The following is a 15,807-nucleotide window of genomic DNA, read 5'->3' on the forward strand; positions in this document are numbered from 1 at the left end:
CTATTATGCATTTGGCTTAAGAAAAGAACCGGTTGCAAAAGCGGGGCTTAACAAGTATCTTTATAATGGCAAGGAGTTGCAGGAGGAGTTAGGTCAGTATGATTATGGGGCAAGGTTCTATGATCCGGTAATAGGGAGGTGGAATGTAATTGATCCTAAAGCAGAGCTTGGCAGAAGATGGTCGCCATATAATTATGGCTTTGATAATCCCATCTATTTTATTGACCCTGATGGAATGTGGCCTGGGCAAGGATTTCTCAGTGATGCATGGAGCTCCGCGCAAAAGTCTTTTAAAGGATATTATTCGTCTGCAATTCGTGCTGTCCAAAGTATCCCATCACAAGTTAAGAGTTTGGGGAATATGTCTGCTGGGCAGTTAGCTAAAACTTACGCAAAGACTTATGCGAAAGCACTGCCAGTAAATGTTGTAATTAATAACGCCAAAGACGTTGTTCAAGGAGTAAAGGCTCTAGCGTGTGGCGATGGAAAATCATTTGGTGATGCAGTTGGGCGGCAGGCAGCAAATACAACAACAGCGGTTGTGACAGAGGGAGCGGCTTCATTAGCTGGTAAAGCTGTCGGCACATTAAAAACTATGTCGACTGGGAGTGCAGCTGCAGATTTATCAGGCTTAGAAATAAAATCATTTGCAGATTTAGCAAGTGATCCAGTGAAGATTTGGGGTAAGTCTGCCGATGAGGTTGCTACTGGTCTAGGACCAGGCTGGACACAGGGTACTCTAAATGATGGGTCGGCAGGATGGAAGTTTTTACAGGATGGTAAAGATGGGTTTGTTTCATATACAGAAGGTAATTCAAGACATGGTAATTCAGAATATTATAAGGTTAACAGTGGACAAGGTAAAAACAAAGTTGTTGGTGGGAATTATAAAACAACTACAAATGAGAAATCAAAAATAATAAATGTCGACAATTAAAATATGATTGAATTATCAAAAGTGTATAACTTGTTAGTGGATGTGCTAATTATGGTTTGCCCAGATTTTAATATAATTTCAGATAGTGAGATAGAAGATTATTTAAGTGAACTAGAAGGTGATTATTATACTTTCTTTGATATGATTAGTTTGCTGCCATTACAACAAGGTGGGATGTTGACTAAAGATCAAATGAATAATATAGCTGAACTGAAAAATGTTATTAGTAAAATTCCTGTAGCTTTGTGGAATAAAGACTCTTTTAGGAAAGATATTTATTGGAAAGAAGCAAGGAAACGCTCAAATGATATTTTGAACTCACTAGGAGTATTCAAAAGACAAATATAATGAAGAAAACCTAACCAGTATTGGCGTCTCGCTAATACCAAAATGTAACTTATATAACAAAGCCCAACGATCTAAAAATGTTGGGCTTTTCTATTTTTGTAGGAGTTCGAGTTTGATTAGCCTGGCTTTAATGGCTCCATAGGTACGGGAATTTAGTTTGGCGAGTTGGGTAATCTTGGAGCATTCGCTGAAGCGTTGTGTGAGCAGGTTATCTTCCTCTTCAGTCCAGGCCAAACCCTGGTTACCTTTTTCAGCTACCGCCCTAAGTTCATCAAGTGCAAAGAATAGCGCCCTGATGATTTGGGGCTGGTTGTATGGGCTATCTGCAGGGAATATTTCACCTGTTATGGGGTGGGTGCCGGCGGCCAGGGCCTGGAGAATCTCCAGGTGTCGGTTGTTATCCTGGATAAGCTTTTTTAGCTTTAAAATCTCTTACAAACACTTACCAACCGCTACGAGTACGATCACGCAGGCCGCAAGATTGCCACTTTTGAAAACATCAACAACCAGGCAGATGTTGCGCTGAACCACCTCGAATACAACGAGATCGGCCAGTTGGCCAAAAAGAACCTGCACAACGATGCACAGGCTACTACCTTTGTCTACAACGAACGTGGCTGGATGAAGAATAGTACGTCGGATCAGTTTAGCATGAAACTGGATTACCAGGATGGCACCGCACAGGGGTACAACGGTAACATCACCAAGCAATACTGGGACTGGACAAATACAGTCAATCCAACAGCAAACATCTTCAACTATGGTTATGACAAACTGAACAGGTTGGAAAACGCTGCTACAACAGCAGGTGTTTCGATGAGCGAAGCATTGACCTATGATATAATGGGCAATATCAAAAGCCTTAACCGCGACAATGCAGGCATCAAAATGTATAACTATGACTCTGGCAATAAGCTGAAGAATATTAGCAGTTTAACCTTAAGGGACTATGAATATGACGCCAACGGCAATGCCGTTAAAGATGGTATGAGCAAAGTTGATTTTACCTATAACTATCTGAACTTACCGGCAACCGCAAAAAGTGCCATTGGTACGGCAGTTAACCTGCCATACACTTACGATGCTGTGGGTAACAAACTGGCCAGGAACAGCAGTGGCACGGTAAGGAATTATATTGGTGGGATAGAATACAAGCCAGATGGTACCACTATTGATATTATCCATACTGAAGAAGGGATAGCCCGCAATAACAATGGCAGCTACAGTTATGAGTATAATCTAAGCTATCATTTGGGTAATATAAGGGCTACTTTCTATAAAAATCCTGTAACCAATCAATTGGAGGTTTTACAGCAAGATAACTATTATGCTTTCGGTTTAAGAAAGGAACCTGTTGCAAAGCCGGGCTGAACAAGTATCTTTATAATGGCAAGGAGTTGCAGGAAGAGTTGGGGCAGTATGATTACGGCGCAAGGTTCTATGATCCGGTGATTGGGAGATGGAATGTCCTTGATAGACTTTCAGAATATCATTTTAATACAACCGCTTATCATTATGTGTTAAATAATCCAATGATATACATTGATCCATTTGGTTTAGATACGATTAAGCCTGATCAAATCGTTCCACCAGCTCCTGGCATTAGGCCGTTTAACCCAAAAGAAGATGTAATTTCATTAGGTGAAGTAACTGCTAGGGGAAACTCAAGTAGCAAAACTGGATTTATTATTACGTTGATAGGAGCGACTGCAGCGGGAGCTGAAAACATGATGCACAATAAAAATACATGGTACAGTTTAAGTCAAATGAGAAATTATTCACAACGATATATAGGCAATCAATATCAGAGCGCTGAAATGATCACAAAGTCGAAAGGCATATCTAAAATTGTAGGAAAAGGCTTTAAGTGGGTCGGGAGAGGAGTTGGACTTTACAATTTTTTACAATATTAACTCTGATTATCTCAGTGGAAAAAAACAATATAATGGTAGGCGTATGAGTGATGAAATGTATGTCATGGAACAAGCAAGCAATACTTTTTCTACATTCGGAGGAACAGCCGGTGCTGGTTGGGGCATTGGATGGGAAATCGGTCGTGAAATTGCGAGTGATCCCGGATATAGAAAAAATGTGAGACCGGTAATTCAGGATTTGTTAGGTGTTGAACGAGATGAATACCCACGCTATAATGAAAAATTACAAGAAATGATTGATAAATTGAAACCTTAATGAAAATTCTTTATTACTACTACTATCTATTTTATACGAAGATTCTTCCGGATGATCAACCTCATTCTACAGTTATCTTCTGTTTAAGTGCAATGGAGAGCTTTATTGTTAATGGATTATTAAATATAATATCCATAACTATTTTTTGTTACAATATCCCTAAGTGGCCAATGTTGGTTGTTGCAGGAGCTATTATGCTGCTCAATTTCCAAATTTATTACAGATCAAAAAAAATGGAAATAATCATTGCTGAAAAACCGAAACTGTTTAATAGTAATGCGGCTTCAGTTGTTTTTAGCGTAGCTTTTTTTCTTTTTTCTTTATTGATGATTGTAACTGCTCCGTTTTATTCTATGTACCTGATGGAAAAATTTTGCAATTAATTCTAGACTGGTACCAAAATATATAAATAAAAGCAAAGCCCGGCAGATTAAAAGCCTGCTGGACTTTCTTATTTATGTATCATTCTAACTTTAATTAGCCTTGCTTTAATGGCCCCATAAGTACGGGAATGAAGTTTAGTGAGCAGGGTAATCTTGGAGCCATTGCCAAAGCGTTTTGCAAGCAATGAATTGCCGAAAGTTGCTGTAAAATATTTATTCATGCTTTCTTATAATTGTGTCAATGTGTTCTGAAGCATACATCGTTTTTTAGCTAGCTATCCAGTTCAGTTCCTTTTCTTATTTCAGGGTTGGAAAGGTGTTAGTTCTTTATTTAGTAAGTTTATTTATCTGATCCTGCAATGACTTGTTTATTTTTTGTTGTTCGGCTAGCTGTCTGCTTTGCTCACTTACTTGTTTATCTTTTTCTATCATATATAGCGTCAATTCTTCTACTTTTTTTAACAGCTTAAGGTTCATCTCACTAAGATGCAGTCCATTTTTGTTGATTTCAGCAGCCGATGGTATTTCAGGTAGGTGATGGTTGATTTCGATGTAGGTTTTTAACTCACTTAATGGCTGAAGTTTATAAGTTGGTTCGAATACATAATCAGGCACAGGTATACTTGTATCCACTTTTACTTCTTTTGAATGGATTGTACCATTAACAGTTAATTTAGCATCGGGCTGGGTAGTTCCGATACCTACGTTTCCACGGTTCGGTTGTAGTGATAAATTAGTCCATTGATGCTGATACCATCCTGCTTTTATGTAACCAAAGCCCGCACCGTTAACATCATAACCAATCACTAATCTTTTCGCATCGTCTGTGGCGCCGGTTATGCTGAGTTGTTGTGCATCTACATCCGCATTCATAGAGATGTCTTGAGCAATGTGTAATCGTGATTTAGGAGCGATTGAGCCCATTCCTATGTAGCCAAGGCTGTTGATTACCATTCGGGATAAACCCGCACTTTCATCATAAATAGCAAAGTTTCCCGAAGCACCTGTAGCACCAGCATCTAATGCTCCTGAGCTAGCCAAGCCCCATTGTCTTCCGTTTGTTCCTGAAGTAGCATCTAAGTAAACAATAGGACCATAAATATTACCTGAACCTGTAGTTTTAATGTTTAATGAAGCATAATCATTACCCGGGTTTGTTCCTCCACGAACAATTTGGAGGGCTGTTGATGGAGAAGCTGTACCAATACCGACGTTGCCGATAAGAGGCCAGGGGTTACTATTATTTTGTGCATAGGAAAATTGAACTATAGCTGATACTGCTACAAGCGTTGCGTAGATTTTTTTCATGATGAGATTGTTGTTATGACCTAAAGTAAGTACAAATAGCCAAAAAATAAAGTAAATATTGCGCTAATAATTGTTTAACTAGTGATCTACCTTGGTATAATCTATTTAGCTGACTTTCGAGAATTGAATTATTATAAGCCTAGTATCTACTGTGTTTTATTAATAGATTTTTGAACCAGTTTGTTCTAATTTACAGCCCTTGTTCTCCCCAATTGGTAAAACCAAATTTACCTTCGCCACTCCAAAACCCAATAATATCACTCAATTTGCATTGTTTGTCAAAAATATTGGGAAATTTATTTATTTCTTTGCATTTTACAGCCTCATCACATTTCTTTCAGAAATGTGCCAAACAAATTAACGTGTGCAATGAAAATTAATACTGCTAAAAAACTCAACGCGTATACCCTTACCGAAATCCTGATTGTACTGGCCATTATTGGTATACTGATCTTGCTGGCCTTGCCTAACCTGATGCCACTGATTACCAAAGCCAAAACAACCGAGGCAAAAATGCAGTTGGAACATGTGGCCAAATTGGAGCAGAGTTATTTTTACGAGCACTCTAAATATTCGACCGATCTGCTCGAAATAGGATTTATCCAGGAAAAATTAACATCCGATGCAAAAGATGGTAAAGCCAATTACAAAATAGAAATTACAGCTGCTACCAACAATACCTTTACTGCCAAAGCGACAGCTGTGGCCGATTTTGATGGCGATGGTACCTATAACGTATGGCAGATCGACCAGGATAAAAACTTAAAAGAGATAGTTGCCGATTAATGTATTTGTTGCAGGGGGCGATTTTTATGGTGTTAGCGGGTATCGTTTATCAGGATTTTAAATACCGCGGAATTTACTGGTGGATGTTTCCAGCAATTTTCTTGCTGATGACAACGGCAACAGTGCAGGTATTGGGTTTTATCGAAACCATTTCACAGGCGGGTAAAAGCGGACTGTTTTTAGCCTTACAATTTGCGGTATTAACCGGATATATTTCCATAAAACAAAAAAAACTGACCAATATCTTTGACGGCTTTTTCGGATTGGGCGACCTGTTGTTCCTCGTGGTACTGTGTTTTGGTTTTTCCTTTTTAAATTATGTGTTTTTTTACCTCTTAAGCCTCATGCTCATTATTTTGCTTACCGCAATTTTTGGCTATCAATCTACCGCGCATGGAAAAAAAATACCTTTGGCAGGTTATCAGGCTTTGATATTTATGATATTAATGGCAATCAGCTCGTTTATACCTAATATCAACCTGCTTGCAGATGATCACCTTATCAATTTACTCGGTTATGGAAATTAAACCTGAAATACTGGGATTGATATCCAAAGAATTTGCGATGGAGTATCGTGTATTTCCGAAAGAACGCGGAGCAAACGGCAATTTGGTGTTGTGTTGGGATGGCCTTGGCGATGAAAATCAGCTAAAAGACGAACTGCAGGTGATGCTGGGCTGTAATATCTCTTTATTGCCGCTTGATCAACAGGAAATCAGCCGGTTGTTATCCAAACATTACCTGGGGGATGTATCTAAAGGGAGGGAAGAAAAAGAAGTTTCGGTAATTACAGCGGGGGATGATTTTTTAAATGTGCTGATAGAAGAAGCCAGACGCTTAAAAAGTAGTGATATCCACATCGAAACTTTCGAAAAAAGATCGAGGGTAAGGGTAAGGATAGACGGGATGATGATTGAACGTTACCAGATCGAAAAAAAAGACTATCCGGCTTTGATCAATAAGATCAAGATCATGGCCAACCTGGATATTGCCGAAAAACGCTTGCCGCAAGACGGCCGGATCCAGTTCAGTTCTGCCCGTTTTACTTCTTTTGACATCAGGGTATCGGTTTTGCCAACCCTATATGGAGAAAAGATTGTACTCAGGTTATTAAACAACAGCAGTACCGATATTGATCTGAGCACATTGGGTTTGTCAGAGCAGGATATGCGCAATTATATGGAAGGCGTACAAAGACCTAACGGGATCATTTTAATCAGCGGGCCAACGGGATCGGGAAAAACCACTACACTTTATGCTACCTTAAAGCTTCTGAATAAAAGTACAAGGAATATCCTTACGATCGAGGATCCGATTGAGTACACCCTGGAAGGTGTTAACCAGGTACAGCTAAGAGAGAATATCGGGTTGGGTTTTGCCGCTACTTTGCGTACTTTTTTGAGGCAGGATCCTGATGTGATTATGGTGGGCGAGATTCGCGATCCGGAAACGGCCAATATGGCCATCAGGGCGGCACTCACCGGTCACCTGGTACTGTCTACCATCCACACCAATTCTGCCTGGGGCACTGTGTCCCGGTTGATGGATATGGGCATTCCAGGCTTTTTAGTAGCCAACACACTGAATACCACGGTTGCCCAGCGTTTGGTTAGGTTACTCTGTCCTAAATGCAAGAAAGAAGAATCTGTTACTGAGGGACTTTACCCGAGACAGTTTAAGCCATCCAGAAAAGTTGATGCACATTTTATTGCCGCAGGATGTTCGCACTGTTATTACACAGGTTATAGTGGGCGTAAAGCTGTTTACGAAGTAATTCCCATAGATGCCGATCTCTCGCAGGAAATCAGAAAAGGCAATATGGCTATTGAAACTACACTTGAAGAAAAGGGGATCAGTACACTCTCCAAAAATGCTTTTGATTTATTTGCCGATGGATTAACCTCCATGGAAGAAATTTACCCATTATTACTCGCTATCTAAATGAAGAATAAAACTATATTAAACGCCCTCATTGCCATTACTATTATGGTATTGAACTTATCCGTTTTAACTACCTCGGCACAGGTTACCAGCAGTCAGGATCGGTTAAAGGCTATCGAAGAGCGTTTACGCAACCTCGCAGTAACCGTACCTGGTTTAAACCAACCCGTTCAACTGTCCATGTCGGGTGCATCTGCCCAGGAATTTCTAAGGGCACTGGCGCAGGCCAATAACCTGAACATTAATATCGACCCGCAATTGAATTTTAAAGTTTACACCAATTTTCGTAACGAAACCGCGATGAACGTGATGCTGTTCATGGCCAAAGAATACGATCTGGATATTAACCTGATTGGCTCCATTATGTCGGTCACCAAAGTGCAATCACCCCGGCCTGTGGTGGTACCTAAAGATTTTCGCGTGAATTATAATGCTTCAAACGAATACCTTGGTTTCGAACTCAATAACGATACCTTAAGCCAGGTAGCCAAAAAAATCAGTCAGCTTTCACAAAAAAATGTGGTGGTTCCTGTAGCGTTAATGAGCAAAAAAGTAAGTGGTTTTATTGCAGCAGCACCTTTTGAGGTCGCTTTAGAAAAACTCGCCTATGCCAATGATCTTAAAATGAATAAAACCAATGATGGGGTATTTATTTTTCAGGCCCTGGGCGAAGGAGAAGAACTTTATGTAAACGGCGATCAGGCTACTGCGGTAAAAAGAAGCAATAAAGCCGCCGTGGGACAGGGGGCATCAAACTTTACGCTGAATGGCCGGAAAGATAACCAGGGCAACCGCACCGTGAGCGTCGACGCCTTGAATACACCCATATTGGATCTGATTAAATCGGCCTCGAGCGAGGTTGGTGCCAATTATTTTATTTATTCAGATATTAAAGGTACCGTAAGTACAAGATTAAGCGGCATTGGCTATGATACATTTCTTACGGCTTTACTTCAGGGAACTGAATATACCTATAAAAAAGATGGAGGCGTTTACCTGATCGGCGACCGTAAGCTGGAAGGCCTGCGGGCAAACCGGATTGTGCAGCTGCAGCACCGCTCGCTGGATACGATCCAGATGATGATTCCGAATGAGTGGAAGAGGGGGGTAGAGATTAAAGAGTTCCGCGAACAGAATACCCTGTTGCTTTCCGGATCTTCCCCTCAGGTAAATGAAATCGAGAATTACATTAAACAGATTGATCGGGTAGTGCCTATGGTGCTGATCGAGGTAACATTGGTGGATGTTAGAAAAGGTAAAACTGTTAAAACTGGTATTTCTGCCGGGGTTTCGGATAGCGTCCAGACGGGAGGTAAGATATTGCCAGGCATCGACTATACTTTTGGGGCAAATTCCATTAACAATTTTCTTTCCAGGCTAGGTAGAAATGGTGCTGTAAACCTGGGTAGGGTAACACCAAATTTTTATGTGAAGCTGAGTGCACTCGAAAACAATAACAATGTAGATATCCGCTCGGTTCCGAAACTTTCTACCCTTAATGGCCATTCTGCCAATTTAAGTATCGGAAGTTCAAGGTATTACAGTCAGAGAACACAAAACGTAATTCCTTCACTAAATGCACAAACTGTTGTTACAGAGCAGTTTACGGAGGTGAATGCCAACCTGGAAATTGATATCAGGCCGGTGGTTTCAGGTGATGACCAGGTTACACTGAACATCAAGGTAAATATATCCGATTTTATAGGCAACCCGCCACTAAATGCACCACCGCCTAAATCTACCAGTAAGTTCAGTTCCATCATCAGGGCTAAAAATGAAGATATGATTGTACTGGGCGGCTTAGAGCGTACCGAGAGCAGTGAGAATGGTTCGGGTGTACCCATCCTATCCAGAATTCCTGTATTGAAGTGGCTCTTCAGCAGCCGTGAAAAATCAAATAACAAAGTGGTAACCCTGGTCTTTATTAAACCAACAATTTTGTATTAAGCCATGTTCGAAACTTTTGAACATATATTAGGGATAGAACTAACACTATTGCAGAATGAAAAGTATCGTTGCAGTTATGCTGTAGTTACCAGAAAAGGTGATAATATAGATGCGGCCGATCACCACACCGTAGAAGGTAATTTGGTCAAGGTGCTGGAGCGTATTCCACGAAAATATCCCGTGGCACTATCAATTGGTGGAAAAGGCATTATACACAAACAGCTTAAAGGTATCGGAACAGAGAAAAAAGACTTGTTTAGAGCAACTTTTTCATCGGTTGAAAGAAAAGATTTTTATGCGCAGGAAACGCTAATGGGCGACCAGGCCTGGGTAAGCATTGTCAGGCAAACATGGATTGATGATATCGTTGGGAAACTGCAATCATCCGGATTAAATATTTATATGCTGAGCCTGGGTGCATTACCGGTAATTTCGATCTGGGAATTATTGAGCGGAGCTGGCGAAGGGTTTTCGGCTAATGGACATCAATTTGAGGCCTCTGCAGAAGGAGAAATAGTGGGATACCGTTACCAGGAAGGAGCAGAAGATAAAGGAAACCTGAAATTGGGTAATACCAAACTTAAATTTACGCTTTTGCTGCCTTATGCACTGGCTTTTCAGCTTTTTTTATATGATAAGTTATCGGTAATTAAAACAGATCATACTCAGGTAGACAACCGTTTCAAAGATTTTCTTGAACAATCCAAATTAAAAAAAAACGCAGGAATTTTCATTTTTGCTTTACTTGGTCTTTTACTCATCAGCTTTTTTGCTTTAACCCATTATAATGCAGAAAATGCGAAATTAAATGAGCAGGTAGGTGCACTTACGGCAACAGCCGACCAAAGCGACTTGTTGAAAAAAGAAATTACGGAGCAAAAGATATTATTAAATAAACTGGGCTGGAATGGCGGTTATAGTCATGCTTTTTTACTGAACGAAATTGGTAGCAGCAAACCCAGGGCGCTTACTTTAAACGAGGTGATATTTGATCAGGTAAAAGAAGAGGCCAATGATGCAAAAGATTTATTAGCCTCAATCAAGATAGCTGGCGAAACCGATAACCTGACTGCTGTAAACAACTGGATTTTTTTGCTTAAAGAAAAGAAATGGGCAAAAGAAGTTAAACTTTTGCGTTACCAGCAGGATACAGAATCGGAGAATTTTGAGTTTAACCTTTTGATCCAATATTGATATGCTCGCCAAACTTAACCTGAAAAATAAAAAAATCCTATTGGTGTTGCTCATGCTGGCCGTAACGTACCTCGCCTACCTGTTTTCTTTTGAAAAGGCCATCTCAGCATTCGTACTGAACAGGCAGCTAAAAACAGCACAACAACCCGGTCAGGAACCTGATGCTGCTTTCCCACAATTGGAACGCAAACATGCTTTTTATCAATCGGTATTAAAGGGTTATAAGGTTCGTACCGAAGACCGTGATAACCGCCTGTGGCAATCGGTATCTGCCATGGCCATTGCCAAAAATGTAGAGATCAATTTCAGTCCCAATATCATCACCGCCGAAAAAGATACCAGTGAAATTGCACGGGGTATAGTGGCGCAGAAATTTATTTTTAAAGGCAGTTATTTCAATATCGTTAAACTTCTTGATACGCTGGCGAAAAGCCCCGGCATAGGCAAAATTGCAGGTGCCAGACTGATGAAAAAAACAGCAAATGGCAACGATGAAAAAACGGATAAACTTAACCTCGAACTACAACTGGTAGGTAAGGAGAATTAAGGCATGTGACTTAGTTTTATTGTTCAGTAATTGGCAGTTTTAATAATTATAATAATAAGTCATCACTCCAAAACGCACGTTCGTCACTCGAAAAGCATCGTTCGTCAAAAAGATTTAAATATTAGTGAATAAAACAATAATCTTGAAAAATTAAAATCTTCTATAATTTATGTTAAGTGCGTTCAAGTAATAAATAAAACCCAGCTCATTTTCTTTTATTCACTTATGTGAATAAAAAACATGATTAAGGAGATTTCCTTGTGCCTTTTTTGATAATAGAAAAGGATTTGACAAGAACTGTTAATCGCTTAATCTACTCATTTTTAATTGTAAATAACATAAACCTACCTTTTTTAAAAAAAATAAACTATTTAAATGAAAAGTATTCTTTTATTTCTCTGCATCGGATTGCATACATTATGCTACTGTCAAGTAGCCCCCTCTCCTCAAGCCGATATTCCAAATATCCTACCGCCATCACCAACAGCATCGGATTTGGGGAGGTATGCGCTTGTCAGTTCCAATATGTCATCTGGAGGTGCTAAAAGCAGTATCCCACTATATACCTATAAAACTAGAAATCTATCATTACCAATTAGTTTAGACTATAATTCTGATGGCTTTAAGGTCGATCAGGTTTCTTCGAGGGTGGGAACAGGGTGGACACTCAACTCAGGTGGTGCTATAAGTAGAACTGTTCTGGGTAGCCCTGATGGCGGTGGATTTGTTAATCCACCAATAGACTTTCCAGGTACAACGGGTTCCGCTTTGGATTCTTACATTAACACGTCAACAAATGGATATGATACTCAGGCCGATATTTTCACCTTTAATTTTTGCGGTAATTTTGGAAGGTTTATTATTTATGACGGAGGAATAAAAAAGTTAGAACAAAACAACCTTAAAATCGAAGGTGATATTAATGGTGGGTTTATCATAACTAGTGCTGATGGGATAAAATATCAATTTACATCAATAGAATCTTCATCCTCTGTTAATTCGCTTAATCCAAAATACCGTGTAGAAATAAAAAATGCCTGGTTCTTAACTCGTATAATACATCCTCTTGGAGATTTTATAGCGCTATCTTACTCGAATTGTGAGTTTAAATATATGGCCTCTACCAATCAAACTTTCATTTATTTTGATTATTCAAGTTTTGATGGACCTGATCTTCAGCCAACAGAAACTAGACCAACTGATAAAGAAGTTCATAGTTATACTGTTATAAATAATAAAGGCGTATATCTTTCGGGCATTAGTAGCAACTCCGCTACTAATGGTTACCTGAAATTTAATTACGAGGAAAGAGCAGACCTTGTTGGAGATTTTTATTTGCTCAATGTTGGTTTATATCGAAGTCAAAATCCTTCTAATGCTGATATTCCTTTACAGAATATCCAACTTAATTACAACACTATAACTCCCTCATCTTTTTATAAAAACCAATATACAAACTATGTAAATAACCTTAATGTAAATAAGCGGTTGTTTCTAAATGCAATAATTGTAAATGATAAAAAATATCTATTTGAATATAATAATTTGGACAAGGTTCCTCCAAGGCTTTCTTTTTCGCAAGATCACTATGGCTATTTTAATGGAAAGAATAATAAAACTCTCATTCCTGAGCCAGTTAATCCGATAATAGCTGATGCTTTTAGATATGAAGGCTATGGAGACCGTAGTCCTGATTTTACTTATGCAAAAATAGGATTATTAAATCGTATTACCTTTCCAACGGGTGCAAGTGAAAATATTGACTATGAGGCAAATTCACTTTATATGGCAATGGATAAGGATTGTGATATTCCAGATTCCACTTTCTCCATATATAAAGAGGCTACATCAACACTAAAGCATAATACAACAGTTTATTCTGAACCTTTTACAGTTACATGTACAAGTACAGTAAAAGTGCAAATTGGGTGTGTTCCTATGAATCGGGCATCTAGTGGACAACCAAGTTACCCTGCCGGAGAATATTTAGTTAATGCAGGGTTGGCCGATGCAGAGGATTATTTGTTAGGTTTTACTCAGTTTAATGATGGTCAGGCAGTTGTGGATCAGCACAATGTTATATATGTTACCTTTCAGCCTGGAACATATCGTTTAGCGGTGAAAGTTAGAGGAGATGCAAGAGGTTATTGTATGTTCACTTATGCGAATAGTTATCCTTTTACCGGAAATAAGGAAGTAGCTGGTGTAAGAGTTAAACGTGTTATAACTTTTGATCCAATAACTGCTAAACAAACTGTTAAAAATTATAACTATAATAATTTAATAGATGGTCATTCAAGTGGGAAAATGATAAGTGAGAAACCAGTATATCAAAGTAGAACAAGGACTTTTAGTAATTATGGATCTTACTCTTATGTTACTAAAAATTACCTTAAATTCTCATCTGGAAATGTTTATGGGATTAGCGATTTAACAGGTAATCACATCTATTATGATCGGGTAGTCGAAAGTACAGGCGATAATTATGAAAATGGCGGTATAGAACATGTATTCCTCAACGCTGTTGATGGTTACCCAAGCGCACTAATGGGGAATTTTATCGAAGGTGTAACTTTCTCTAATACTGGTATCAATAGTCATCAAGAGATAGAACAAAATAATTTTATTAAAAGAAATAATGAATATCTTTTTCTTAAACGTGTTAAAACAACATATTTGGATGATACACGGCTTAGAGCAATGTATCCTTTCTATGTATTTAGTGCAGACCCAGGTGGAACTAATTTAAATTTACCTAAAAATAATTTAGGTGATTATGTATACCTCAATGTAAATCAATATAATTTATTTTCAAGATGGACATATCCAATAAAAACAGAAACTATTTTATATGATTCAAACGGCCAACAGCCAATTTCTTCAGTAGAAGAGTATCAATATGAGAACACTGACCATCAATTATTGACTAAAACAATACAAAAAAATAGCGATGGTAAAGTGCATTCAAATGTTAACCGTTATGCGCATGATATGGTTGCATCTGGAAATACGATTCCTTATCAGGAAATGATAAACCGGCATATTTTTAATCCCGTGATAGAGTATGAAGAATTAACTGACGGATTAAAACAACAAAAGATTATTAAAGAATATCGCAGGGGCTGGGATGTAAATGATTTTATCTTACCTGAAACCATTAAAAGCCAATTTAAAAACAATGATGTAGAAACAAGGCTGCAGTATTATAGATATGATGAAAATGGCAATCCGCTAGAGATTGCCAAGGCAAATGGACCAAAAATTAGTTATTTGTGGGCTTACGATAAATCGTTGTTAATAGCAGAAGTTAAAAACTCAAATTTCACGAATGTTGAGAATATTTTAGGAGGAAAATCTGTTGCTGATGCTTTTCTACTAAAACAACTTCCTTCAGAAGAGGAGGTGCGGAGTTTCTTATTGCCTCTTCGCAGTCACATTGGGTTATCAAACAGCTTGATTAGTAGTTATATTTACGATCCTTTGGTTGGTATAAAAGTGAGTACGGATTCAAAAAATCTAGACACCTTTTTTGATTATGACCTTTATCAAAGACTACTAAATGTAAAGGATAGAAACCAAAATATAGTTAAAAACTATAGATATAATTTTTTAATAAATGATCCTATTTGGGAAGCTACAGGAAATAAAAAATGTCTTGTAGATATAAATAATAAAAATACTGGTATAGAGGAAGCCGAGCAAAAGGATATTAATCCAATAAGCGTTAGCTATAATAATTTGAGGTGGGTTTCTTTGGGTAAAACGAATGCATGTCCGGTAGATGTGCCATGTCAAGGGATAGATCATAAGGTTATAAATGGTGAATGCGTGGAAGGGACAAAAGTTTACACAAGCTCAGTTAAAAATGGAGTACGTGGAACTACTTATACGTGCGTTTATCACTATGAATGGACAGATGGAACCAGAAGTATTGATTTCGTTGATGAGACACATAATGGCCCTTGTACGATTCTTCAGTAATTATTAATAAATCTTAGTTAACAAACCGACACTCATGAAATATCTAAATATCCAGTTCTGCACGGCAGTGCTATTGCTGCTCTGCAGCAACTCTTTTGCTCAAAAAGTGGTCTCTGTTTATAATGGCGAAAGCGAAATCAGTGCGCCTCTGAGCGTAACCCTGATTGATGGCTTCCATACCACTGGTCCTGTGCGGATTTTTACCACGGGTTTAAGCTATGTAAACTGCGTGCCTTTTGTATCCA

The 15,807-nt window shown here is 38.6% G+C and carries 16 protein-coding genes; 14 read left to right on the top strand and 2 right to left on the bottom strand.

The features are described from left to right. From OQX63_RS23010 to OQX63_RS23035, 6 genes are all read left to right on the top strand, one after another. Positions 1-937, top strand: a 937-nt coding sequence (locus OQX63_RS23010) for an RHS repeat-associated core domain-containing protein (protein WP_265853137.1), incomplete at its 5' end; no start/stop codon positions are given. Between the two features lie 3 nt (positions 938-940). Next, positions 941-1,285, top strand: coding sequence for a hypothetical protein (locus OQX63_RS23015; RefSeq protein WP_265853138.1), 345 nt, complete (start codon positions 941-943; stop codon positions 1,283-1,285). Between the two features lie 555 nt (positions 1,286-1,840). Then, positions 1,841-2,656 carry a hypothetical protein gene (locus OQX63_RS23020; RefSeq protein ID WP_265853139.1) on the top strand — a complete coding sequence of 272 codons (816 nt, stop codon included), beginning with the start codon at positions 1,841-1,843 and terminating at the stop codon, positions 2,654-2,656. 26 nt (positions 2,657-2,682) lie between these two features. Beyond that, a complete protein-coding gene (locus OQX63_RS23025) occupies positions 2,683-3,198 on the top strand; it encodes an RHS repeat protein (protein WP_265853140.1) in 516 nt (171 codons plus the stop codon). Between the two features lie 43 nt (positions 3,199-3,241). Next, entirely contained in the window at positions 3,242-3,475 is a 234-nt protein-coding gene (locus tag OQX63_RS23030; RefSeq protein ID WP_265853141.1) for a hypothetical protein, read from the top strand. After that, the gene (locus OQX63_RS23035) at positions 3,475-3,858 is read left to right on the top strand and encodes a hypothetical protein (RefSeq protein WP_265853142.1); all 384 of its coding nucleotides are present in this window, start codon (positions 3,475-3,477) and stop codon (positions 3,856-3,858) included. The genes OQX63_RS23030 and OQX63_RS23035 overlap by 1 nt, the downstream gene beginning before the upstream one ends. Positions 3,859-3,926: 68 nt before the next feature. On the opposite strand, the gene OQX63_RS23040 is transcribed toward OQX63_RS23035, so the two are convergent. Together OQX63_RS23040 and OQX63_RS23045 are read right to left on the bottom strand one after the other, a co-directional pair. After that, complete coding sequence (locus tag OQX63_RS23040) at positions 3,927-4,079, bottom strand: hypothetical protein (RefSeq protein ID WP_265853143.1); 153 nt, start codon at positions 4,077-4,079, stop codon at positions 3,927-3,929. A gap of 106 nt (positions 4,080-4,185) precedes the next feature. Then, positions 4,186-5,166 (bottom strand): hypothetical protein, encoded by a 981-nt coding sequence (locus tag OQX63_RS23045; RefSeq protein ID WP_265853144.1) that lies wholly within the window; start codon positions 5,164-5,166, stop codon positions 4,186-4,188. 369 nt (positions 5,167-5,535) lie between these two features. Between OQX63_RS23045 and OQX63_RS23050 the strand changes: the two genes are divergently transcribed. The 8 genes from OQX63_RS23050 to OQX63_RS23085 form a co-directional block, all read left to right on the top strand. Continuing rightward, positions 5,536-5,952 carry a type IV pilin protein gene (locus OQX63_RS23050; protein WP_265853145.1) on the top strand — a complete coding sequence of 139 codons (417 nt, stop codon included), beginning with the start codon at positions 5,536-5,538 and terminating at the stop codon, positions 5,950-5,952. Next, the gene (locus OQX63_RS23055) at positions 5,952-6,479 is read left to right on the top strand and encodes a hypothetical protein (protein ID WP_265853146.1); all 528 of its coding nucleotides are present in this window, start codon (positions 5,952-5,954) and stop codon (positions 6,477-6,479) included. The genes OQX63_RS23050 and OQX63_RS23055 overlap by 1 nt, the downstream gene beginning before the upstream one ends. Continuing rightward, positions 6,469-7,893 carry a GspE/PulE family protein gene (locus tag OQX63_RS23060; protein ID WP_265853147.1) on the top strand — a complete coding sequence of 475 codons (1,425 nt, stop codon included), beginning with the start codon at positions 6,469-6,471 and terminating at the stop codon, positions 7,891-7,893. The genes OQX63_RS23055 and OQX63_RS23060 overlap by 11 nt, the downstream gene beginning before the upstream one ends. Beyond that, on the top strand, positions 7,894-9,840 hold the full coding sequence (locus OQX63_RS23065) for a type II secretion system protein GspD (protein WP_265853148.1): 1,947 nt from the start codon (positions 7,894-7,896) through the stop codon (positions 9,838-9,840). Between the two features lie 3 nt (positions 9,841-9,843). Beyond that, a complete protein-coding gene (locus OQX63_RS23070; protein ID WP_265853149.1) occupies positions 9,844-11,034 on the top strand; it encodes a hypothetical protein in 1,191 nt (396 codons plus the stop codon). 1 nt (position 11,035) lies between these two features. Next, a complete protein-coding gene (locus OQX63_RS23075; protein ID WP_265853150.1) occupies positions 11,036-11,581 on the top strand; it encodes a hypothetical protein in 546 nt (181 codons plus the stop codon). 375 nt (positions 11,582-11,956) lie between these two features. Further along, the gene (locus tag OQX63_RS23080; protein WP_265853151.1) at positions 11,957-15,562 is read left to right on the top strand and encodes a hypothetical protein; all 3,606 of its coding nucleotides are present in this window, start codon (positions 11,957-11,959) and stop codon (positions 15,560-15,562) included. A gap of 34 nt (positions 15,563-15,596) precedes the next feature. Then, a partial coding sequence (locus OQX63_RS23085) for a hypothetical protein (RefSeq protein WP_265853152.1) occupies positions 15,597-15,807 on the top strand: 211 nt, incomplete at its 3' end.

Origin of the sequence: Pedobacter sp. PF22-3 (assembly GCF_026239555.1) — a bacterium.
Taxonomy (GTDB): Bacteria; Bacteroidota; Bacteroidia; order Sphingobacteriales; family Sphingobacteriaceae; genus Pedobacter.